General features: G+C 46.5%; 22 protein-coding genes. 12 read left to right on the forward strand and 10 right to left on the reverse strand.

All coding sequences use genetic code 11. From position 1 onward, the window contains the following. Positions 1-3: 3 nt before the first annotated feature. The 3 genes from J2X75_RS17205 to J2X75_RS17215 all read right to left on the reverse strand — a co-directional run bounded on the left by J2X75_RS17205 (position 4) and on the right by J2X75_RS17215 (position 2706). Positions 4-513: a DinB family protein gene (locus tag J2X75_RS17205; protein WP_124117111.1), complete on the reverse strand. Its 510-nt coding sequence runs from the start codon at positions 511-513 to the stop codon at positions 4-6. A gap of 83 nt (positions 514-596) precedes the next feature. Then, positions 597-1514: a helix-turn-helix transcriptional regulator gene (locus J2X75_RS17210; protein WP_310338159.1), complete on the reverse strand. Its 918-nt coding sequence runs from the start codon at positions 1512-1514 to the stop codon at positions 597-599. Positions 1515-1788: 274 nt separating this feature from the next. Then, entirely contained in the window at positions 1789-2706 is a 918-nt protein-coding gene (locus tag J2X75_RS17215) for an ArsR/SmtB family transcription factor (protein WP_091033990.1), read from the reverse strand. Between the two features lie 397 nt (positions 2707-3103). Here J2X75_RS17215 and abnA point away from each other — a divergent pair, with 397 nt between their 5' ends. The 8 genes from abnA (at position 3104) to J2X75_RS17255 (ending at position 12015) form a co-directional block, all read left to right on the forward strand. Then, the gene (abnA, locus tag J2X75_RS17220) at positions 3104-4015 is read left to right on the forward strand and encodes an arabinan endo-1,5-alpha-L-arabinosidase AbnA (protein WP_206099161.1); all 912 of its coding nucleotides are present in this window, start codon (positions 3104-3106) and stop codon (positions 4013-4015) included. Positions 4016-4146: 131 nt separating this feature from the next. Beyond that, positions 4147-5490 carry an ABC transporter substrate-binding protein gene (locus J2X75_RS17225; RefSeq protein ID WP_124117108.1) on the forward strand — a complete coding sequence of 448 codons (1344 nt, stop codon included), beginning with the start codon at positions 4147-4149 and terminating at the stop codon, positions 5488-5490. Between the two features lie 157 nt (positions 5491-5647). Beyond that, a complete protein-coding gene (locus J2X75_RS17230; RefSeq protein ID WP_124117107.1) occupies positions 5648-6538 on the forward strand; it encodes a carbohydrate ABC transporter permease in 891 nt (296 codons plus the stop codon). A 26-nt stretch (positions 6539-6564) separates the two neighbouring features. Next, positions 6565-7407 carry a carbohydrate ABC transporter permease gene (locus tag J2X75_RS17235; protein ID WP_124117106.1) on the forward strand — a complete coding sequence of 281 codons (843 nt, stop codon included), beginning with the start codon at positions 6565-6567 and terminating at the stop codon, positions 7405-7407. A 56-nt stretch (positions 7408-7463) separates the two neighbouring features. Beyond that, on the forward strand, positions 7464-8885 hold the full coding sequence (locus J2X75_RS17240) for an arabinan endo-1,5-alpha-L-arabinosidase (RefSeq protein WP_310338532.1): 1422 nt from the start codon (positions 7464-7466) through the stop codon (positions 8883-8885). A gap of 562 nt (positions 8886-9447) precedes the next feature. Further along, a complete protein-coding gene (locus J2X75_RS17245) occupies positions 9448-10428 on the forward strand; it encodes a glycoside hydrolase family 43 protein (RefSeq protein ID WP_310338171.1) in 981 nt (326 codons plus the stop codon). Between the two features lie 194 nt (positions 10429-10622). Next, positions 10623-11468 carry an EcsC family protein gene (locus J2X75_RS17250; RefSeq protein WP_307539189.1) on the forward strand — a complete coding sequence of 282 codons (846 nt, stop codon included), beginning with the start codon at positions 10623-10625 and terminating at the stop codon, positions 11466-11468. Positions 11469-11526: 58 nt separating this feature from the next. Further along, positions 11527-12015 carry a prolyl-tRNA synthetase associated domain-containing protein gene (locus J2X75_RS17255; protein WP_310338175.1) on the forward strand — a complete coding sequence of 163 codons (489 nt, stop codon included), beginning with the start codon at positions 11527-11529 and terminating at the stop codon, positions 12013-12015. Between the two features lie 124 nt (positions 12016-12139). On the opposite strand, the gene J2X75_RS17260 is transcribed toward J2X75_RS17255, so the two are convergent. Next, entirely contained in the window at positions 12140-13414 is a 1275-nt protein-coding gene (locus tag J2X75_RS17260; protein WP_310338178.1) for an MFS transporter, read from the reverse strand. Between the two features lie 253 nt (positions 13415-13667). Here J2X75_RS17260 and J2X75_RS17265 point away from each other — a divergent pair, with 253 nt between their 5' ends. Next, positions 13668-13880: a hypothetical protein gene (locus tag J2X75_RS17265; protein ID WP_310338181.1), complete on the forward strand. Its 213-nt coding sequence runs from the start codon at positions 13668-13670 to the stop codon at positions 13878-13880. Positions 13881-14245: 365 nt separating this feature from the next. Here J2X75_RS17265 and queF read toward each other — a convergent pair whose 3' ends face one another. The 6 genes from queF to J2X75_RS17295 all read right to left on the reverse strand — a co-directional run bounded on the left by queF (position 14246) and on the right by J2X75_RS17295 (position 18384). Then, complete coding sequence (gene queF, locus J2X75_RS17270; protein WP_124117099.1) at positions 14246-14737, reverse strand: preQ(1) synthase; 492 nt, start codon at positions 14735-14737, stop codon at positions 14246-14248. 150 nt (positions 14738-14887) lie between these two features. Beyond that, complete coding sequence (queE, locus tag J2X75_RS17275; protein ID WP_310338186.1) at positions 14888-15661, reverse strand: 7-carboxy-7-deazaguanine synthase QueE; 774 nt, start codon at positions 15659-15661, stop codon at positions 14888-14890. After that, positions 15654-16145, reverse strand: coding sequence for a 6-carboxytetrahydropterin synthase QueD (gene queD / locus J2X75_RS17280; protein WP_310338189.1), 492 nt, complete (start codon positions 16143-16145; stop codon positions 15654-15656). Before queD ends, queE begins: the two co-directional genes overlap by 8 nt. Beyond that, on the reverse strand, positions 16142-16819 hold the full coding sequence (gene queC / locus J2X75_RS17285) for a 7-cyano-7-deazaguanine synthase QueC (RefSeq protein WP_310338535.1): 678 nt from the start codon (positions 16817-16819) through the stop codon (positions 16142-16144). Before queC ends, queD begins: the two co-directional genes overlap by 4 nt. A 386-nt stretch (positions 16820-17205) precedes the next feature. Beyond that, the gene (locus J2X75_RS17290) at positions 17206-17910 is read right to left on the reverse strand and encodes an AIM24 family protein (RefSeq protein ID WP_124117097.1); all 705 of its coding nucleotides are present in this window, start codon (positions 17908-17910) and stop codon (positions 17206-17208) included. Between the two features lie 18 nt (positions 17911-17928). Next, a complete protein-coding gene (locus J2X75_RS17295; protein WP_124117096.1) occupies positions 17929-18384 on the reverse strand; it encodes a hypothetical protein in 456 nt (151 codons plus the stop codon). A 330-nt stretch (positions 18385-18714) separates the two neighbouring features. On the opposite strand from J2X75_RS17295, the gene J2X75_RS17300 reads away from it, so the two are divergent. The 3 genes from J2X75_RS17300 to J2X75_RS17310 all read left to right on the forward strand — a co-directional run bounded on the left by J2X75_RS17300 (position 18715) and on the right by J2X75_RS17310 (position 20917). Then, positions 18715-18882 carry a hypothetical protein gene (locus tag J2X75_RS17300; protein WP_017690196.1) on the forward strand — a complete coding sequence of 56 codons (168 nt, stop codon included), beginning with the start codon at positions 18715-18717 and terminating at the stop codon, positions 18880-18882. A gap of 207 nt (positions 18883-19089) precedes the next feature. Next, the gene (locus J2X75_RS17305; protein WP_307539179.1) at positions 19090-19794 is read left to right on the forward strand and encodes a hypothetical protein; all 705 of its coding nucleotides are present in this window, start codon (positions 19090-19092) and stop codon (positions 19792-19794) included. A 151-nt stretch (positions 19795-19945) separates the two neighbouring features. Then, positions 19946-20917, forward strand: a complete 972-nt coding sequence (locus tag J2X75_RS17310; protein ID WP_310338203.1) for a helix-turn-helix transcriptional regulator — start codon at positions 19946-19948, stop codon at positions 20915-20917. Positions 20918-20959: the final 42 nt, after the last annotated feature.

The following is a 20959-nucleotide window of genomic DNA, read 5'->3' on the forward strand; positions in this document are numbered from 1 at the left end:
CAACTATACTTGAGCCTGTTCCTGATACCAAAAGAGTGAATAGTCATTCATGATGGAGGCATGCCCCAATTGACGCAGCATGGTAGAAACATTGCCTCGATGATAGGTTCCGTGGTTAACCACATGGATTACGATATCCGATAAGCTGGTTTTGCGAATTCCTGCAAATGGATTATCGAGTAGAATGGTTTGCTCCAGATCAGCTCGGTCTCGTAACCACTCACTGTATTGTGCCGACAGGTCGGTAAAACATTGGATGTACTCATCCACAGAACCGTGAATTTCACTATTGAGTGGTATGCATGCTTGCAGTGCCTCGGGCATACCGGTGCCAGTTAACACCAGGTACCACATCTTATCCACTGTATAGATATGGCTGAGTGCGTGAGCAATGGTTGGATATGAACTATTCACTTCCTGACTCAGTACAGAAGAGGGCAGTTCCTTGATTCTGCCCAGGATCGTTTGGTTGGCCCATGCGTGGTAGTTATACATTTGTTCCGGATGATTCATGAATGATCGTCTCCTTTAATTTGGCTATGGATTGGGTTAACTTACTGAGATGATTATAAAAAAAGAAGTATGACAACAGCGTGTCATACTTCTTCATAGAGCTTAAGTGCGTTTCGAAGTTGTTCTTTCAGAATGCCTCGTAATTCAATCGGTTCAAGCACCTCAGCGCCACTACCCAAACTAAGCAGAAACGAGCATAACCACTTGGCTTGTAACGGTTGATGAACCTGGATACGCATCGTCATACTTCCATCCTCGTGAAATTGCTTATCTGCCTGTTGAAAATGATCCATGGCTTCCGCGAGCGCTTCCGGGTTCACCCGAAATACCACATTACTTACCTGATCTTGCCATGACGGATCTGACTCAACTGTCTCTTGGGGAAGCTCAAGGTGGGGTTGGAAGTGTTCCGATGTCAGTTGCACGTTCATCATCCGGGACAGTCGGAACTCGCGATAATCCTGCCGTGTCTGGCAAAATCCGTATACATACCAATTACGATATTTAAAATGAAGTCTTACCGGTTCCAGATGGCGGGGTGTATGTTCATTCTTTGTATTGATGTAGTCAAAACAGACAACCTGATGATCCGTAATACCTTTACGCAGATGAGGAAGGGCGTCAGGTTCTGTTCGGCGAGTCTCCAGATCCACCGACAGACTTGAGGTTTGATGCTCCGGTCCAATCGTTTGCAGACGTTCAATCGTGCCTTGTGCACGTGCATCTTCGAATACTGTGGATAGACTGCTCAGGACCGTGATCAGGGAATCCACATCATAAGAACCGAGCAAGCTTTTATCCATCTTGTATCCGTCCATCATGCCGTAGCCGCCTTTGAGTCCCTGATGGGAGACGACCGGGAAGCCAGCGGCACAAATTACATCAATATCCCGATAGATCGTTCTTGGGGACACCTGAAACTCTTCCGCCAAGGTGGAAGCAGACAATACTTCGTGGTTCAGCAGTTTATATATGATTGAGATTAATCGCTCCAATTTCAAAAGGTATCCCCGCCCGTTATTCCATTTTGTCATTACAGGCCATTATTATATCACGCCAGGGTAAACAAGATGGAGGATTACAGAGGGTCTATAGAAGTCATATCATCCAGTATGTTTTGTTCCAACATGATTGGACAAGTTCTTCGGTGTGATGAAATAAAAAAGAGTGCTGGATAGCACCCTTTCGAAGACACATGATTGTTGTTGTGTTGAACAGTTATGTTAGCAGATCGGTCGAACTTAATTAATATCGAGTGAATCGTCAGAGCCGGCTCTACTCTTCTTGCACGTTATAGAGAACCCGAGCGAGCAGATTCTGTCCATAGTTTCCAAAGTTTTTACCAAAGATCGTTAAACCCCGTTTGTTCAAAGGTTCGTCCGTAACCGCAATGCGGAAATGAATATCGCTTTTGTAATCCAGCCCAATCTGGTCCAACGTCACGTCCGAGATGCGGCATCCGTCGATATAGCTGCCTTCCTGTGTAATCCGGATCAGCTTCAGCATGCCGTACTGATTCAAGTGGGGAGGCCACCATTCCGGGTTGAAGGTACCGCGTGTATTGCCAAAATCCCCCGGACTTGTCCAGCAGCCAATCTCAATACCGTTAATGTAGAAATAAATATCCGAAGGGTAATTGTCACAAAAGCCAGGGGCCTCCGATCCCAGTTCCATCGACAACTGAATTTCGCTAAAGGACTGATTAGGTTTGAGATAGTTGGGAATCCGATACTCGAGATAACCTTCAGCCAGCCAGATCATCTCCGCATCAATTCGCAGTGGATCAGCAAAGTAACGCGGATCATCGAACTCTCCAACAATGCTGTCCCGGGTAGCGAGACCACATGTAGGTGCAGCCTGATAATCGCTGTAATGACCGACCTGAATTTCCACCTCATAACGATTGTTAATCTCCTGTGAACGCAGATCAACCATCAATTTTTCCTCATTAAGATAACATATCTTCTGAATTCCATGTTTGCCAACAGCGGTGTTGATCTCGATCAATCCGCTCTCTTCAAGCTTCTTGATATGCATTGTGATAGCGCCATTGCTCAGTCCCAGCTTGGTTGCAAGATCATTGAGATTAAGACTTTGGTTCTTGGCCAGCAGCTCGATGATCTGAATCCGGATTTCCGAACTGAGCGCTTTGAAGATATTCACACCCGACATCAGATCTTTAATATAAATCATAGGTGGATTTCCTTTCCCCGTTCTGAACAAAGTCTTCGACACAGACATTTGCACATTTATATGTTTTATTTCAGATAATTATAAATCATTCCCTCATGGAAGGGAAGGGTGGAGAAATAGAAGCCAAAACCCTTGTGTATAGCGTAAATACGAAAATATAATCTATATTTTGTTCACTATTCCGGTTAAAATAAGTGTTAATCAGTTCACATATATTTGAAATATACCATTGAAATGTAATGTAACCGCTTTTATAATCCTATTATACCTAAATTGATTCATTACTTCATGAACCTAATTAACCATTTGATCAGGAAAGGTGGAGTTTGGTTTGGAAAAGTTAAGCAATGTGAAGAGGTTTAAGTGGAAACGGTTGGCGTTACCGGCATTACTTGTGATGGTATTACTGCTGGCAGGTCAGTCAAAAGCTTTGGCGGCGTTCTGGAATCTGACCGGAGATACCGCTGTTCATGATCCGTCGATTATTAAAGAGGGCAGTTCCTGGTACACCTTTTCAACCGGCCCGGGCATCCAAGTATTGAAATCCGATAATGGATCGTCCTGGTATCGTGTTCCACAAATCTTCTTAAGTAAGCCGTCCTGGTGGGCTTCTGCCGTTCCGGGACAAAGCGGATTGGATGTATGGGCACCGGACGTAGAGCAGTATAACGGAAAAGTATGGCTCTATTATTCGATCTCCACCTTTGGCTCCAATCGGTCTGCGATTGGTCTTGCGTCTGCGAACAGCATTGGAGCAGGGCAATGGAAGGACGAAGGATTGGTGCTTCAAACCACGACCGCCAATAATTATAATGCCATTGATCCGAATCTGGTCATTGATGCTTCAGGCAATCCATGGCTGGCCTTCGGTTCTTTCTGGAGCGGTCTGAAGATTGTCAAGCTGGACAAAAATACGATGAAACCGACGGGAAGTATAACTTCCATTGCTGCGCGCCCGAATAACGGAGGTGCTATTGAAGGACCAAGTATTGTATATCGTGGCGGCTACTATTACCTGTTTGCTTCCATCGATTCTTGCTGCCAAGGGGTGAACAGTACCTACAAAATGGTTTATGGACGTTCGACCAGTATAACAGGCCCTTATGTGGACAAAAACGGAGTTAATATGCTGAATGGTGGCGGAACGATATTGGATACAGGCAATGTGAAATGGAAAGGTCCAGGTGGTCAGGACGTGTACAACGGCAATGTCATCGCAAGACATGCCTATGATGCAGAGGATAATGGCAATCCAAAATTGCTGATTAATGACTTGTTGTGGGACGCTAATGGATGGCCGAAGTACTGATTTATTTTAGATAAATATAAAATGTTTTATAAAAGTGTTGACTAAAGTGATCTGGATTTGATAAATTAACAACAGAAATCCTATTTCATCCAATTGAATACGGTTACAAGTCCAGATCAGGAGGGGTTCAGATGGTAAAGAAAAAGAATTGGGTCACATTTATGCTTCTTATGCTGGTAAGTGCACTGGTACTTGCGGGCTGCGGAGGAGGAAGCGGCGGTGCAAGTGGGGACAAGGAGTTAACGTTTATGTTCCGCGGGGGCACAGATGAGCAGAAAGCATACCAGGCAGTGGTCAAGAAATTCGAAGAAGATCATCCGGGTGTGAAAGTCAAAATTATTGTAACGGCTGCGGATCAATATGCAACCAAGCTGAGAGCGGCAATTACAGGCAACAGCTTGCCTGACGTATTTTATTTTAACCCAGGCGATATTAAGGCCTATGTGAACAGCAATGTTCTCATGAATCTTACACCATACATTGAAAATAATGCGGATGTTGATTTGAATAACATCTGGAAATATGGAGTGGATCTATACCGTTATGACGGCAAGATGGCAGGACAGGGTGATCTTTACGGCATGCCGAAGGACCTCGGGCCATTTGCACTAGGCTACAACAAGACTTTGTTTGAAAAAGAAGGCATTCCATTCCCTGACAAGGATAAACCATATACATGGGAAGAGTTCATTAAGGTGAATCAGCAAGCGACCAAGGATACCAACGGGGACGGTAAACCGGATGTATTCGGTACAGGTTTTAACGTACAGTGGGCACTGCAATCCTTTGTATGGAGCAATGGCGGGGACTGGCTGGATGAGAGCAAAACGAAGGTGACCATTGATGATCCGAAATTCGCAGAAGCTCTGCAATTCTTCGCGGATATGCAGAACGTATACAACATTACACCTTCCATTGAGGAAGCGCAAACATTGGATACCTATCAACGCTGGATGAAAGGGGAAATGGCCTTCTTCCCTGTAGGTCCTTGGGATATGAGTACATTCGAGACTTTGCCTTTCGAGTATGATTTGTTACCTTTCCCTGCGGGATCGACTGGCAAGTCGGCTACGTGGATTGGTTCCCTGGGAATTGGGGTATCTGCGAAATCGAAACATCCGGAAGAAGCGGCAGCATTGGTGAACTACCTAACCGCTTCGAAAGAAAGTATGCAGCAACTGGTAGATGCCAAGGTACAGATTCCGAATCTGCTTGATATGGCAGACGAGTGGGCCAAAGATACATCCACGAAACCATCCAACAAGCAGGAATTCATTGATATCGTAGAGGATTACGGACGTTCTTTGCCAGGTAACTACACGTACAATGCGGAGTGGTATGACCTCTTCTTCACAGACATCCAGCCGGTATTAGATGGCAAGATTACAGCCGCTGATTATGTGAAGCAACAACAGCCAAAAATGCAGAAGCTGCTCGACAAAGCGGTTGAACAGGAACAGAAATCTCAGAAATAGTAGATAGGAAAGGGTGATGCCGGCAGCCTGCAATCATGCTGCTGGCATCATTCGTATTGGGACTTATTGGATTCCATACGGGCATGTGGCATTCGTTGATCGGCAAGGTTCAATCGAAGAATGCCACATGCTGATACTAGAAACAGGGGTGAACGCCGTGATTACGAAATCGAGTTTGTATCGCAAAGAGATGCTGTACGGATATCTGTTTATCTTACCTCCGATTCTTGGGTTGCTGATCTTTGTCATGTTCCCATTCCTCTACTCCCTCTATGGTTCCTTTACCGACTGGGATGGATTGGGACAGATGAACTTTATCGGATTGGCCAACTTCAAGGACTTGCTAACGGATGACTTATTTTACAAAGCGATGTTTAATACATTCTTCCTGATGCTCGGGATCCCGATTGGCCTTTTGCTGGCATTGTTGCTGGCTATGGGTTTGAATCGTAAAATTCCCGGGACTACGACCTTCCGTGTAATTTATTATATTCCGGTCATCTCCTCCCTGGCTGCGGTGTCCATCATGTGGAACTGGGCGTATAACGGGGATTACGGTCTGGTGAACCAGTTCCTCGGCCTGTTTGGCATTGAGGGTCCCAACTGGCTCGCGAACAAAGACACAGTCAAACCAGCACTGATTATTATGACGGTATGGAAAGGTTTGGGATACACCATGTTATTGTACTTGGCAGCGCTGCAAAGTGTATCACGTACATATTATGAGGCGGCTGAACTGGATGGAGCCAATGGGTTCCAGATTTTCCGCAATATCACCTGGCCAATGGTGAAGCCTGTTACCTTTTTCCTCGTCGTTACAAATATCATTGGCGGCTCCCAGATCTTTACCGAGATGAACATTATGACGCCTACAGGTGGTCCTGAATATTCATCGGCTTCGATTGTCTTCTATATTTGGCAGAAAGCCTTCAGTAACCTTCAAATGGGTTATGCGTCAGCCATGGCCATGATTCTTGGTATTTTCATTTTTGTCATTACCTTGGTGCAATTCAAAATGAACGAAAAATCAGCCTATGATGGGGATTAATTGTCAAGGGAAGGAGTGAATCGGAGATGTCTTACAGTCAAAAAAGGAATTTAACGAACACGATCATTTTTATCGTACTCGCGATCGGTGCTATTGCGATGGTAGCACCACTGATCTGGATGCTATCCACCTCATTGAAGGAGAAGCAGGATGTATTCGCGCTTCCACCAGTGTGGATACCTGAAGTGTTTCAATTTGGAAAGTATAAGGAAATATGGGAAGCAGGCCCTCTGCTAAGCGGGATCAAAAACAGCCTCATTGTTGCGGTGAGTGTAACGATCGTCGGTACGTTTACATCCAGTATCGCTGCGTTTGCTTTTGCCAAATTGAGGTTTCCACATAAAAACAAACTGTTTCTTGCTTTGCTTGCTTCCATGATGATTCCATATCCAACAGTCATGATTCCACAGTTCATGATGTTCTCAAAGCTTGGCTGGACAGATACATTATTGCCGCTTATTGTACCGGGGTTGTTCGGTAATGTGATTATGATCTTCTTCCTCCGGCAATATCTGCTTAGTGTGCCAGATGCCATTATTGAAGCAGCCAAAATTGATGGAAGTTCCTATTTCCGGCTCTATTCCAGTATTACATTCCCGTTAATTAAACCTGCCGTTGCTGCACAGTTAATTCTGTGGTTCATGGGGATCTGGAACGATTATCTTGCACCGATTATCTATCTGAATTCACCGGAGAAGCAGACGCTGCAGCTGGTCATTGCCAACTTCAATGCCACGTATGCAATCCAGACGGATTATCCACTTATTATGGCAGCGTCGATTGTGGCTCTGTTACCGGTATTAATCATCTTCCTGATCTTCCAGAAACAGATTATTGAATCGGTTGCCATTTCGGGAGTGAAGGGATGAATCAGCGGAAGAGATTCCGGGGTTGGACATTTTCGAAGAGAGGGGTGGTTGCTTCCATGTTGCTGATGCTAATTGCTGGAGCTACGGGTTGTTCTGGAGAAGGAGCAGGAGAAACGGTGTCCCGTCCGGTCTTTCCTGAAGCTCCGCAAGATACGCTGTTGTATGACACCTCCATATTGGATGACGAATCCCGGTGGACGGTAAACAATGCACATGATCCGGCCATTATCAAAACAGACCAGGGATACTACGTCTATTCCACAGACGTTCGTGTAGCAGGAGAAGCAAAACCCGGCGTCATGGTACGCAAATCAGATGATCTGATCCACTGGAAGTGGGTAGGTCAAGCTCTCCCGGGTATTCCGCAAGAAGCGCTGGACTGGACAGGTGCGGTCAATCTGTGGGCACCGGATGTGATTCAGGCTGGTGATACCTATCGGATGTATTATTCGGCTTCTTCTTTTGGCAGTACCCAGTCGGCTATTGGTCTTCAGACATCCTCATCTCCCGAAGGTCCTTGGACAGATGAAGGACTGGTTGTGAAAACTTCTGCGAATGAACAGGACAAATTAAATGCCATTGATGCCAATCCCATTGTAGATGCCGAAGGCAATCCGTGGATGGTATATGGTTCATTCTTTGACGGAATCTACATTGCGCCACTTGATCCCGACACCGGGAAATTCAAGGACGAGGGTTATGGTACTCGCATTGCCGCTCGGGATCGTGCAACTGAAGAAGGTGCAGTCGAAGGTCCATACATTGTGTATAACCCGGAGTTCAAAAAGTATTATCTGTTCGTTTCATATGATTCCTTGTTCGAAGATTATAACGTGCGGGTTGCGCGTGCTGATTCAATCACAGGACCGTACACGGACATAAACGGCAATAACATGCTGGATACAGAGTATCTGCCGCAATATGAGATCGGCACCAAAATTCTCGGCGGTTATCGCTTCACAGAAGGCGAGGGCTGGGTTGCGCCCGGACATAACTCCGTTCTGAAGGACGGAGACGATTATTACATCGTGCATCATGCACGGGGTGAGACGGATAAAAACTGGCCCTATCTTCATGTTCGCAAAATGTTATGGACGAAGGACGGCTGGCCTGTCGTTTCACCTGAACGTTACGCAGGTGAGACTACACAGGATATTCCGAAGTCCATGATTGCCGGGGAATGGGAAGGCATGGCGATTGATCCGTCCGTGGACGGGCAGATTCAAGCCGTGCCTTATACCCTAACAAGCAACGGTAAAATTAAAAGCGAAAAAGGTTCAGGAACCTGGACATTTGATGACAAACAAACACTGACACTGAAGTGGAAAGAAAGCCCATGGGGCGGAGCCTCCACAGAAGAGCTGAAACTGCTGCCGTCCTGGGACTGGGAGAGAAGCCAGCCCGCGCTGGTGGTGACAGGTCTTAATGACCGCGGTGTGGCGGTCTGGGGCAAGCAGATCAGCGCAGCGGAGGAGTAAGGGGGCGAGCAGCGAGCGCGGTAAGAGCGAGCTGCCGTGCCAAGGTGCACAAGCAGTGAGGGGGAGCAAGGAGCCGCAGGAGCGAGTTTGGCATCCGATTTCAACCGCCAGGAGCGGTGATAAAAAGAAATCGGATGCCAAGAGAGCGCCAAGGCCCTGCCACCACTGAACGTCCGCTGTGCATGCAAAGCTAGCCTATAGCTCTGCGGCTAGCCCTGCATTACATGGGGAGAGTTGACCGTGCGAAGCGGTCAACCCCATAAGACCGAGCCACACAATGGCTCGAAGTTGAGTTGTAACCCAGCGAGCGCGATAAGAGCGAGCTGCCGCTCCGAGGGTGCACAAGCAGTGAGGGGGAGGAAGGAGCCGCAGGAGCGAGTTTGGCATCCGATTTCAACCGCCAGGAGCGGTGATAAAAAGAAATCGGATGCCAAGAGAGCACCAAGGCCCTACCACCCCCGAACGTCCGCTGTGCACCACCCAAAAAGGTTTTCGCTTTTTTCGCAATTGGGTTACATTCCCCAACTTCGAGCCAAACAACATTTGAAAGGGGAGCATTCCCATGACTGATTCTATTACATTTACTAATCCCATCCTGGAGCAACGCGCTGATCCGTGGGTGTACCGTCATACAGACGGTTACTATTATTTTTCCGCTTCTGTACCAGCCTTTGATCGGATTGAGATCCGGCGAGCAGAGACTTTGGAAGAGTTAAGAGATGCTGAGCCGGTAACGGCTTGGACCAAGCGTGACACGGGGCCGATGAGTGCCAACATCTGGGCACCGGAGATTCATTTTATCGATGGCAAATGGTACATACACTACGCTGCGGCTCACACCAGTGAGACCAACGAAGGACTGTTCGATCACCGTATGTATGTTCTGGAGAACGATTCCGCGAATCCACTCGAAGGAGAGTGGGTAGAAAAGGGACAGATACACACACGGTGGGAATCATTCGCGCTGGATGCAACAACCTTTGAACATAAGGGAATTCGCTATCTGGTCTGGGCACAAAAAGATCCGGATATTGTGGGCAACTCGAACCTGTACATTGCCGAAATGGAAAACCCGTGGACGCTGCGCGGCGAACAGGTAATGATCTCTACACCTGAGTACGATTGGGAAATCATCGGCTTTAAGGTGAATGAAGGCCCAGCCGTGATGCATCGGAATGGGCGGTTGTTTATCGGCTACTCGGCAAGCGCGACCGATTACAATTATTGCATGGGTCTGCTTACCGCAGATGAAAATGCCGATTTGCTTGATCCGACCAGCTGGGCGAAATCACCCGAACCGGTATTCCAGACTTGTGAAGCGAACGGCCAATACGGCCCGGGCCATAATAGCTTTACGGTGTCACCGGATGGCAAGACCGATATTCTGATTTATCATGCGCGTAATTACAAAGACATCGAGGGTGATCCCTTGTATGATCCGAACCGCCATGCCCGTGCTCAAGTAATTCATTGGCGTGAAGATGGCACACCTGATTTCGGTGTTCCGGCACCGGATGGCAGCGCAGTAGCGGAAGCAAAATAAGAGGTAATGAAACCTTGAATACGAGAGCCCTTAGTTAGCGAGTGATGCTGATTAAGGGCTCTTTTGTATGTGAACGATAAGATAGAGTGCCTGAACATATGTATCCTGGACACAAAACAAAGCAACCACAACGATGATTTCTGCGTATGAGAAAGATACAGATTACGATGCAGAACCTATTAGGAGGATCACATATGGATTCACGCGAGACGTTGGACTTGGAGCTTGAACAGATTTTGAAATGGGAGAAACAACAGAAAGACTTGTTTATTTGGGATAAAATCGGGCGTTTGCCCTTTGCGATGTTGGATAAAGTGATGCCTAAAGCGCTGAAACAGAAGATCGGCGATTCCCTGAATGACGTGGGTCAGTATGTGCAGAATGGGGGCAAGTTCCTCGTACAGAAGAAAAAAGTAGCCAAGCTGCTGCAAGAGGAAGCTGAGAGGTCCGGTTATTCCATGATGGACACGACCGATCGTCTGGAGCAGGATGCTGAAGCGGAGGGGATAGCGAAGATTCATAGTGTAGAGAATCTGCCACTTCAGGTGCTGGACCAGGTGGCTGATAACATCACAGAGAGTCGAACCAAGTTTGCCGCGGCTCAGGGAGCAGCTACAGGGTTTGGTGGCATCGTAACCATAGCAGCAGATATTCCGATGGTGATGGGGCTTTCTCTGAAGGTACTGCAGGAGATGGCTCTATGTTATGGTTATGATCCCGATGAACCGCTGGAGCGTATCTTTATCGTCAAATGTCTGCAATTCTCTTCCGCCGATATTGTAGGCAAGAAAGCGATCATTGAAGAACTGGCCGCCTACGACGATCCGGACAAGCCCATTGAAGTGGTATCGCAGATGCAGGGCTGGCGGGAAGTTTTTAACTCCTACAGTGAATCCTTTGGCTGGAAGAAGCTGTTCCAACTCGTGCCGATTGCCGGCATGGTGTTTGGTTCCGTGAGCAACAAAAATACAATTCGAGATGTAGCCGAAGCAGGTAAAATGTTGTACAAAAAACGGCTGATCCTTCAGCGTTTGAAGTAACATTACAGAAGAAGTAATATTAGAAAAGAATATTTATATTGAAAGAGATGAATTTGATATGTTAAACAAACAGGGTTTCTATGATCTATTGGATCGCAATAATATCGTTTACGAGAGCATTGAACATCCCGCAGTATATACGATGGAAGAAATATTCTCTTATCAAATTCCACATACAGAACATATCGTTAAAAATCTATTTCTGCGTGATGACAAGAAGCGCAACTATTATCTGGTGACGATTGCTGGAACGAAGTCCGTTGATTTGAGAAGTTTAAGCGAAAAGATACCTAGCCGCAAATTAAGTTTTGCCAGTGAAAAGGATTTGTTGGAATTCCTCGGATTGGAAAAAGGGCACGTCAACCCTATGGGGGTTCTCAATAATATTCAGAAAAACGTGACCGTAGTTTTTGACAAGGATCTAGTTGGTCAGAAAATCGGAATTCATCCGATGGAAAATACGGCGACGGTATTCCTTGAATTTGAAGATGTGAAGGAACTAATTACAGCTCAAGGCAGCAACGTTGTCATGTGGGACGTGGAATAAACGGTTGAACTAAATACGAGAACAACAAATATAACAAAAAAGGTTCCTGCCATCTCTGTATATACAGAGATGGCGGGAACCTTTTTGTTATGGTTAAACTTTTTATTCAGCTTGCAAATGTAGGTTACTCTTCACTACCGTTTTCTTTCGCCCAGATATTGAGTAATTTATCGGATGGAAGCAAGAACGTGAAGATCCCGAGCAGGGGCAGGAAGCTGCACATCTGCATTACGGGTGATACACCGAAAACGTCAATCCAGTTGCCCAGCACGAGTGCGCCCAGGCCTCCCATACCAAATGCCAGACCTGTGATCAGGCCGGAGACCGTTCCGATTTTGCCTGGAATCAGCATTTGTGCATAGACAACCGTAACCGAGAAGCTGGATAACATGATAAAACCAATAATGGTGAGCAGTACACCTGTCCAGAACAGATTTGCATAGGGCAACAACAGCGCCAGTGGAGCAGCTCCGGCCATGGACAGGAAGATCAGGTTGCGTTTGCCGAATCTGTCCGCCAATGGGCCTCCGAAGAACGTACCCAGTGCCCCGGCAGCCAGGAACAAGAAGATATAGATCTGCGCGTCCTCTGTGGACAATCCAAAGGTATCTTTCAGATTAAATGCATAGAAGCTGCCGATGGAAGCGATATACCAAGAACGAACAAAAACAAGCAAGATTAATATCGTAATGGCGGCAGTAATCTTTTTGCGCAAAGCAGGATTGGGTGCACGACGAGCAGCAGCCTGTCTACGCAGATATCCTCCCGATTGCAGCATACGTCCATACCAACGGGCTATGTAGATCTGAACTGCAATTCCCATGGCAGCAATGCCTGTAAATCCAATGGCACCGAACAGTCCAAACGGGATAAAGATCCAGCGTGTAAGCAATGGGGCAAGCGATTGCCCTGCGTTACCACCAACCTGGAAGATGGACTGTGCCAGTCCACGGCGTTGACCGGCAGCCATGTGTGATACACGCGAACCTTCGGGATGGAAAGCAGCGGAACCCAGACCGACAAAGATAACGGAAATCAGGACAGCCATATAACTGTCGGCGAAGGCCAACAGCAACATACCGGTAAATGTAAAACCCATGCCGATGGGCAGGATAGATGGTGTCGGTTTTTTATCAGCAAACCAGCCTACGACAGGCTGCATAATGGAAGCGGTAAAGTTGATAGCAAATGAGATCCATCCGATCTGAGTATACGTGAGATGCATGGAATCTTTCAGAATCGGAAAAATGGCGGGAATAACCGACTGGATCGAATCATTGAATAGATGGACCAAACTGATGGCAATAAGTATCCGGTATACGGTGCTTTGGGCATCCGATTCGGGTGGGGCTTTCGAACGCGCTGCGGCGTCCTTGGTTAAAGTGGATTGAGTAGACATGTACAATTCTCCTTTGGTCGCGGTCACGAGGGATCAGCGCCTGATGTTGTAATATATGCGTGTAAGCATATTGTTACATAATAGGATAGATTGATTGGACCGACAAGGGGAACAAGGGAAAACGTTGATGAATTCAACTCTATTTCCAAGGTGTTTATTAATAGCATTGCATTTACAAAATAAAAGTATTACTTTAGCATCTACTGTAAGAAGACCCATATTTATGTGTAAGAAGGATAGAGGAGGGATGGAAATGAAATCCTTATCACCTTATGAATCCGCCAAACGTGAGTTGGTGATGACTATTTTGTATATGGCTGTAATAACGTTTCAGGTTATCTATGTAGCACCAAAATCTCTATCTGCTGCTATCGTCATATTTATCATTTTTCAGTCAATTGGTGTGCTGATGTTGAGACATTACATCAAAAAAGTCACAGAACTAAAGAAAGATCGATCTACTTGAAAGTGACTCTAAGCTTAGGGTAGAGACGGAGGTTTTGCAGGATTAAACTAAAAAGCCGAACTTCTTAAGCTATATAAGCTGAATTAATCATTTACAAGGTAACGGAGAGGACAGAAAAAACCTGAAAAAGCGAAGCGTTCGCCTAAAAGCTTTCTGAAAGAAAGCTGCATCGGAAGCATACGCCATCCCCGGATTTTCCCCTTTTAGAAAAGGAAATGTAAAAAAATCTGGGGATAACAGCGATTGGAAGGTTGTTCTGTCATCGTAGTGTCAGTGTAAATAATCTTTAGTTCAACTTATATAGCAGAGTTCGGCTTTTGGCATTCTATGATTCTATCTTATACAGAATGGATGAACCTGACGATTTAGCGATTATCAATCGTCTCCGGATACATATCATGATTCATCATGCGGTGGTCGGCCATCTGCTCATACTTCGTTCCCGGCTTACCATAGTTCGTATATGGGTCAATGGAAATACCGCCGCGCGGTGTGAATTTGCCCCATACTTCGATGTAGCGGGGGTCCATCAGCTTGATCAGGTCGTTCATGATGATGTTCACACAGTCCTCGTGGAAATCACCATGGTTACGGAAGCTGAACAGGTACAGCTTGAGTGATTTACTCTCGACCATTTTGATATCAGGAATGTAACTGATATAGATCGTTGCAAAGTCCGGCTGACCCGTAATCGGGCACAGGCTGGTGAACTCCGGGCAATTGAATTTTACAAAATAATCGCGGTACGGATGTTTGTTATCAAAGTTCTCCAGGATGCCCGGATCATATTCAAACGTATATTTTACGTTCTGGTTGCCCAGCAACGTCACATCTTGCATCTCATCAGGTTGTCTCATCGGTTATTAAATGCTCCTTGTTTCCGTCAAAGCCGAAGCCTCGCGGTATATATGAATAGGCAATTTTTTGCCTGTATAATTCTCTTCATTGTCTGAGGACCTTTCGCCCTCATCCTTACATCATGCCGCCCATTCCACCCATACTGCCCATTAGACGCCGCGTTTATTGCCCCATACCAGCGTATGAAGCTGTGGAAGCACACGAACATTGTTCAGGTCATCGGAGGCACTGACTTGGTCGATCAGCCACTCATAACGAGCAAGCAGTGAGGACGCCAGATCTGGCGTATCGGCGGAAGTCACATCCGGGTTCCCGGTTTGTAAAAATAAATCTGTGCCCGGATACCGCGCGTGTACACGGCGGGCATAGTCCAGGTCTGTCTCATCGAAGATCACGATCTTCAGACTATGATTTCTTTCTACCGGGCCAGCGGCCAGCCTTCCGATCAGATCATCCAGCGCGGCCCAATCGGTGTCCATGCCGGAGCTGGGTGGCTTGGGCGAGACGGTGACTTCGTCAATGTCCGCCAGCCAAGGCTGCCAGCGGGAGCCCTGCGTCTCCACCGCAGTGCGGATGCCGTTCTCCCGCAGCAGGGCAACCAACCCGCCCAGCGAAGCGAGCAGGGCGGGATTACCGCCAGAGATGGTGACATGGGAGAAACGGGTGCCGCCAACGCGGCGCAATTCTTCCCATACGTCCTCTGGCGTAATCATCCGAATCTGGTCCTTGCCACTGCCGTCCCAGGTAAAGGCCGAGTCACACCAGGAGCAGCGATAATCGCAGCCCGCGGTGCGAACAAACATCGTTTTTTGCCCGATGACCATGCCTTCGCCTTGAACCGTCGGACCAAAAATCTCCATCACGGGAATACGAGCCTCTTTGCGAGATCCCGTCTCATTCACCTGCTGTGTCACACTACTCATGGATCATCCACTCCCGTCTCGCTTCCGCGTAACTGGTTGGTGTCTCGAAGAGTCGGACAAACTCCGTCCGCCCACCATCGGTCAGCCCGGCATAGGGCTCCGTCTGGAGCGCATGTTCCATCTGTTCGAACAGCCAAACGACCATATTTTCAGCCGTTGTATTCATTAAAGGAAGTGTCTCGTTGAGGTACTGATGATCCAGATATCCCTCAATTTGAGTTTTCCATATATCTTTGATATGTCCAAAATCAACCGTCAGCCCGGTCTCACCCGGATAACCGCTGATGCCAAAAATAACTTTATACGTATGACCGTGCAGGTTTCTGCACTTGCCTTCATAACAATGCAGGTGATGTGCTGCGTCAAAGGTGAATTCTTTGCTTACAAGCACACGTTTGCGGTGATAGCGCAGCTGGGTGGGTAGAATATCTTCTCCGATGCGTTGCAGATGCTCTACAATACGGAATGTTCCTGGCTCTCTCATCGCACATCCACTCCCGTAGATCCGGCAGCACGTTGCTGTACATAACGATCCAGTCCGGCTTTGCGCAGTTTGCAGGCAGGGCATTCTCCGCATCCATCGCCGATCACGCCGTTATAACAGGTCAAGGTACGCTCGCGTACATAATCAAAAGCACCGAGATCATCGGCCATCTTCCACGTTTGGGCTTTGTCCAGCCACATGAGCGGGGTGTGAATGACAAATGGATAGTCCATCGACAGATTAAGTGTCACATTCATCGATTTCACAAATGAATCCCGGCAATCCGGGTATCCGCTGAAATCTGTCTCGCATACACCTGTAACCAGGTGACGTGCTCCTTTTTGCTTTGCCATGATGGCCGCAAAACTGAGGAACAGCAGATTTCGTCCATCTACAAATGTACTCGGCAGTTCGCCTTCTTCATGCGTAATATCCACATCCGTGCGAGTGAGCGCATTGGGGGCGAGCTGATTTAACAGACTCATATCGAGTACCGTTTGCTGTACGCCCAGATCACGAGCGATCTCGGCTGCACATTCAATCTCCAGCTTGTGGCGCTGACCGTAATCAAATGTAACAACCTCGACTTCGGCAAACTGCTGTTTGGCCCAGAACAGACACGTGGTACTATCCTGACCGCCGCTGAATACAACGACTGCTTTTTCTTCGTTCAACATAAAAAAACCTCTCTATCTTCTTGAGATCAAACCATGCACATAGGCATAGAGTGTCGGAAGAACAGAGAAGTTCATGAACTGGCATCCATCAAAAAACACACTTTCTCGATAACCGCTTCAAAAAAGAAGGCAAGAGTAAGTGTCCTTAGTTTTTTACGTACATGATTGCATGGTGACCGCAACGTGTACGCAAGACTTATACTGACCAACACATGGTCAAGTCTTATAGAGGGAGTTCGCGAACCTCTCCCATGCCACAGGCATGGATTTTCTTCTTCAATTGTCTGAACCATTATAACATGAAACCGCGTGGTGACCACCCCACTGGAGCATAGTGGCAGCTAATCGGTCGGCTCCATCAACTAACAGCTTATTTGATCAGTTTATTTGATCAATACATTGCCGAAAGGGATAACTTCTTTCAGAATTCGTTTGAACAGTCCCTCATCGTTAAGATCCTGTTCCAAGCGGTGATTCTCACGTCCAGCCTGAAAGAGTACAGATCCATGTCCTGTCATCTTCCAATGATAATTCATATGCTGACTGGCAAGGTTGTTACCATATACGGTGAGTTCAAGATGTGCATTTTCGGGATAGGCAATAATGCTGCCAGCATCCACATAGAGCGGCGCTGTTGGATGAAGTTCCTGTTGGCAGACCTGGCCTTGAGTGAGCAATCCGATTTTGCCTTTGCCGGAAAATTTCATTTTCACTGCATCACGGGTGATCAGCATGTTTTTGATTTTCTGAATTTTGGTATGCATGGTTACACCATCAGAGTAGAAGAACAGGTGGCGGAAGTCATAGAGCAGGTCACTGTCCTCCGTGAGCGCCACTTCCTTCATCGTGAATCCGGGAGGCAGGGCAGCCACAAATTGGCAGGGTCCGGTGATTTCGGATTTAATCAGCTTTTTTTTGCGATATATGCCCGTGATATTCATGAATTTGTCATTGCGACTCCCACTTGGACCGCGGAAGGCCACAATTTGCTGCGGATGCAAAATATGAAGGCGGTCATCTTTAATCAGTGAAAATGTGACGACTTGTCCTGCTCCGCCTGCTTCAGCATTGTTCAGGTGTATGTTCATGCAGTTGCTCCTGTTCTTTTATACTCGGCCGGAACGGCGACGCATTCCCCAGCGCATCACACGAATCAGAATAAAGTAACCCAATATGAGAGAAACGACAGTGATGATCGTCGTCTGAATTCGTTTGGTGGTAGCTGCTTTGGCATTCTGGTCGTCCTGTAACTTACTTACCATTTCAGTGAGTTTCTGGTTCTGAGCCAGCAGTTGTTCGTTCTGGGTCTTAAATGCTTCGACATTGGCCTGGGCTTGTCCCAACTGAGCAGACGTTTGATTTAATTGCTCCATTGTTTGCTTATAACTTTCCTGCAGAGCGTTCACTTCTCCGGGCAATTCGGAGACTCGCTCCCATCCGCTGTATATATCCGTGAAAATATTGGCACTGGCAGCACTTGCTGTCGAAGCGATCGAAACGGTAAATAGAATGCATGTGGTGAATAACACCCGAATGAAATAACCCTGAATGGATTTTGGCATCGTTAACACCTCTTTCTTCGGTTAGATAGATCAAGCGCCGAATTCGTCGTCTATTGTTGAAATACGGCTCTTACATTATACGTCAAAACCGGGACGATGGGTTCAAGATGATATCGTTTTATTACCCGAAATATTTAAAATTATTTAGGAACAGGGCTGTTTAACTTACAAAGCTGCCGGGTAATAGAACGATAGGCAAGCACACCGGACCGTTTAACAGATCTTTTACTTCAGTTCCGGGTGCATGCTATTCACAAATGCGCAATTTAATGAACGATACCAATATATCCGATTGAATATAAGATCGTGAACATGAAGGAGTAGAAACATATGTATACAACAGATCAGAACACATCAACCAAAACAATCATGATCACTGTGAATGGAGAGCCAGTAGGGCGTAAGCTGGTCATTGACAGTGTCACCTATGCACCGGTAAACGAAGCAGATGGTGTGCAATATTTACACAAAATGGGAATCGATCATCCTACTGTTTAATTTGGGACTTGTCATAGATAAGTGATTGATAAGCTTGGCCTAGTGCCAGGCTTTTTCGTCGTTTATTGTCGTATTGAGACGGATTTAGGGATATAAAACTAATATATTGGAAAAATTTAATGAGAACATGTGTTCCGTGACAATATAGTGTCCATTCACCCTGATAACTTAGAAGATAATACATATAAATCGGGGGAGAGACTACCAGTGAACTCAGTCTTTGAAGTATCTTATTCGTGGAATAAAGAGGCCATACCGACAGGGGGAGCCGACCCCGTATATATGATGGTAGAGTGGCGTAACGGTGCCCCTGCCAAAAGACTTAGGAAAATAGCACCCAAAATTGTATCAAGAGATTTGGAACTTTTGCTCAAACCGGAATATGGAGTACAGCTAAAAGGCATCTATGGATGTCGTTCCAAAGAAACGGATATTGGCTGGTTATTGAGGCTTGGGGATATGTACAAGGGAGAAAGTAAACAAATTTTGCTTGAATTCGTCATGGGACCCCATGCATCAGGAAAAGCTGCCGTATGTTCAGCCTACTGGAGCACGAGGAAGTTGAAGCAAAGTCAACGTGTATTGTTACGAAGAGAACAGTTGTATATTCAGTACACCAGTCATCTGGGCATGTTGCGACAGCCGGAAGATCCCAAGGTGGAGAAGACGATCAAATTAAGTGAAACCGTGCCCCTGATCAAACAAGCCCTGCGCGCCTACGAAAGAGGCCGGGTGCAAGAGGGAAGTAATATGTTACGTCGTCGTGCTGATGCGTTGTTAATTGAAGCTGCGCGGAAGCAAGATCTGGACTATTACGCGGAAGCCGAGATCGTTGAAAAGTTGCGTTATCACTATGAGATAACGTTTACAACAGGATATCATGATCGTGAAAAAAAGATATTAGGGGAATAGGGTTGATTTCAGATGGTAACGGTATAGAGAGAGTCTACATATTTGAAGGTGAAGTTTAGGAGAAGGTCGAATGTATGTATCAATATCATATTAAACAATGGATGGAGTTGTATCAAATTTATTGAAACAACATCGTGGAGGGTCCGGCAAAATGACAGACCGACTAATCCGATTAATGCGCATTATCACACTGGTGCAGGCCAAGCCGGGCATACTGGCACGTGAGCTTGCCCAGCGATGCGAGACGACGGAAAGGACGATATACCGCGACATGGAGGCCCTCAGTGCAATGCATATCCCGATCGCCAATATGGGACACGGGCAAGGGTACATGTTTATCAGCCAATTTGCCATGTATCCGCTAAATTGGTCTGATGAAGAAGCCCAAGCTTTCATGCATCTTGCTGAAGTTATGGAGAATATTCGTCCTTTGCTGAAACCTGCTTTTGAGAGCGCTTATGAGAAAGTGGTTGCTGCGAGTCAGAAAAACAAAACAGAACGAGTGGAATGGTCGGAGCAAATTAGTGGATTGTTCAAAGCGGGATTGCCCGCATGGCAAAATGAAAACAACGATTCGCAGAATCAATCCCTGATTACCCTGCTTCAGGCTGGCATTTCACAGAACACCATTGAAGGGGAGTATCTGTCTCAAGGTAAAAAAGGGATCGTTCGCATAGATCCTTACTGTCTTATCCCTCGTGAATACAGATTTGAGCTGTTAGGGTATTGTCACCTGTCGGAGAAACTTCGAATATTTCAGGTGAGCCGGCTGCAAAGGATACGGATATTGCCACGCACGTTTCGCAAAGAGGATTATCTGATGCAATCGCACTTCCGCATTCCTTGGGCATACGAGGGAAGTACGGAGTGGACTGCGTTCAAAATTCGATTTGCACCTCATGCTGTGGAGCGTGTGATGCAGGAGCAATTTTTTATGCGACCCATCCTAACCATTGAACCGGAAGGTAGCCTGTTATTTGAAGCCATATTAAGTGATGTTGACGAATTTCTCGTATGGATATCTAAATATGGACCTGATGCGGAAGTTCTCGAACCGGAGATCTTCCGCATCAAGATGAAAGAACGCCTAAAATATTGGCAACAAATGTACAATAAAAGTTGAGATTAGAATGCCACCTATCCTAAGGCAAAACACGATTAAGTA

The sequence above is a fragment of the Paenibacillus sp. 2003 genome (genome assembly GCF_031455635.1).
GTDB lineage: Bacteria > Bacillota > Bacilli > Paenibacillales > Paenibacillaceae > Paenibacillus > Paenibacillus amylolyticus_B.

Excerpts from the sequence above, each read along its gene's own strand:
- J2X75_RS17295 (WP_124117096.1), bottom strand. The coding sequence starts at position 18,384 with ATGCCAAAATCCATTCAGGGTTATTTCATTCGGGTGTTATTCACCACA.
- J2X75_RS17290 (WP_124117097.1), bottom strand. The coding sequence starts at position 17,910 with ATGAACATACACCTGAACAATGCTGAAGCAGGCGGAGCAGGACAAGTC.
- J2X75_RS17215 (WP_091033990.1), bottom strand. The coding sequence starts at position 2,706 with ATGATTTATATTAAAGATCTGATGTCGGGTGTGAATATCTTCAAAGCG.
- J2X75_RS17240 (WP_310338532.1), top strand. The coding sequence starts at position 7,464 with ATGTTGCTGATGCTAATTGCTGGAGCTACGGGTTGTTCTGGAGAAGGA.
- J2X75_RS17225 (WP_124117108.1), top strand. The coding sequence starts at position 4,147 with ATGGTAAAGAAAAAGAATTGGGTCACATTTATGCTTCTTATGCTGGTA.
- J2X75_RS17260 (WP_310338178.1), bottom strand. The coding sequence starts at position 13,414 with ATGTCTACTCAATCCACTTTAACCAAGGACGCCGCAGCGCGTTCGAAA.
- J2X75_RS17245 (WP_310338171.1), top strand. The coding sequence starts at position 9,448 with ATGACTGATTCTATTACATTTACTAATCCCATCCTGGAGCAACGCGCT.
- J2X75_RS17265 (WP_310338181.1), top strand. The coding sequence starts at position 13,668 with ATGAAATCCTTATCACCTTATGAATCCGCCAAACGTGAGTTGGTGATG.
- J2X75_RS17250 (WP_307539189.1), top strand. The coding sequence starts at position 10,623 with ATGGATTCACGCGAGACGTTGGACTTGGAGCTTGAACAGATTTTGAAA.
- abnA (WP_206099161.1), top strand. The coding sequence starts at position 3,104 with ATGGTATTACTGCTGGCAGGTCAGTCAAAAGCTTTGGCGGCGTTCTGG.
- J2X75_RS17205 (WP_124117111.1), bottom strand. The coding sequence starts at position 513 with ATGAATCATCCGGAACAAATGTATAACTACCACGCATGGGCCAACCAA.
- J2X75_RS17235 (WP_124117106.1), top strand. The coding sequence starts at position 6,565 with ATGTCTTACAGTCAAAAAAGGAATTTAACGAACACGATCATTTTTATC.
- J2X75_RS17255 (WP_310338175.1), top strand. The coding sequence starts at position 11,527 with ATGTTAAACAAACAGGGTTTCTATGATCTATTGGATCGCAATAATATC.
- J2X75_RS17300 (WP_017690196.1), top strand. The coding sequence starts at position 18,715 with ATGTATACAACAGATCAGAACACATCAACCAAAACAATCATGATCACT.
- queF (WP_124117099.1), bottom strand. The coding sequence starts at position 14,737 with ATGAGACAACCTGATGAGATGCAAGATGTGACGTTGCTGGGCAACCAG.
- queD (WP_310338189.1), bottom strand. The coding sequence starts at position 16,145 with ATGAGAGAGCCAGGAACATTCCGTATTGTAGAGCATCTGCAACGCATC.
- queE (WP_310338186.1), bottom strand. The coding sequence starts at position 15,661 with ATGAGTAGTGTGACACAGCAGGTGAATGAGACGGGATCTCGCAAAGAG.
- J2X75_RS17310 (WP_310338203.1), top strand. The coding sequence starts at position 19,946 with ATGACAGACCGACTAATCCGATTAATGCGCATTATCACACTGGTGCAG.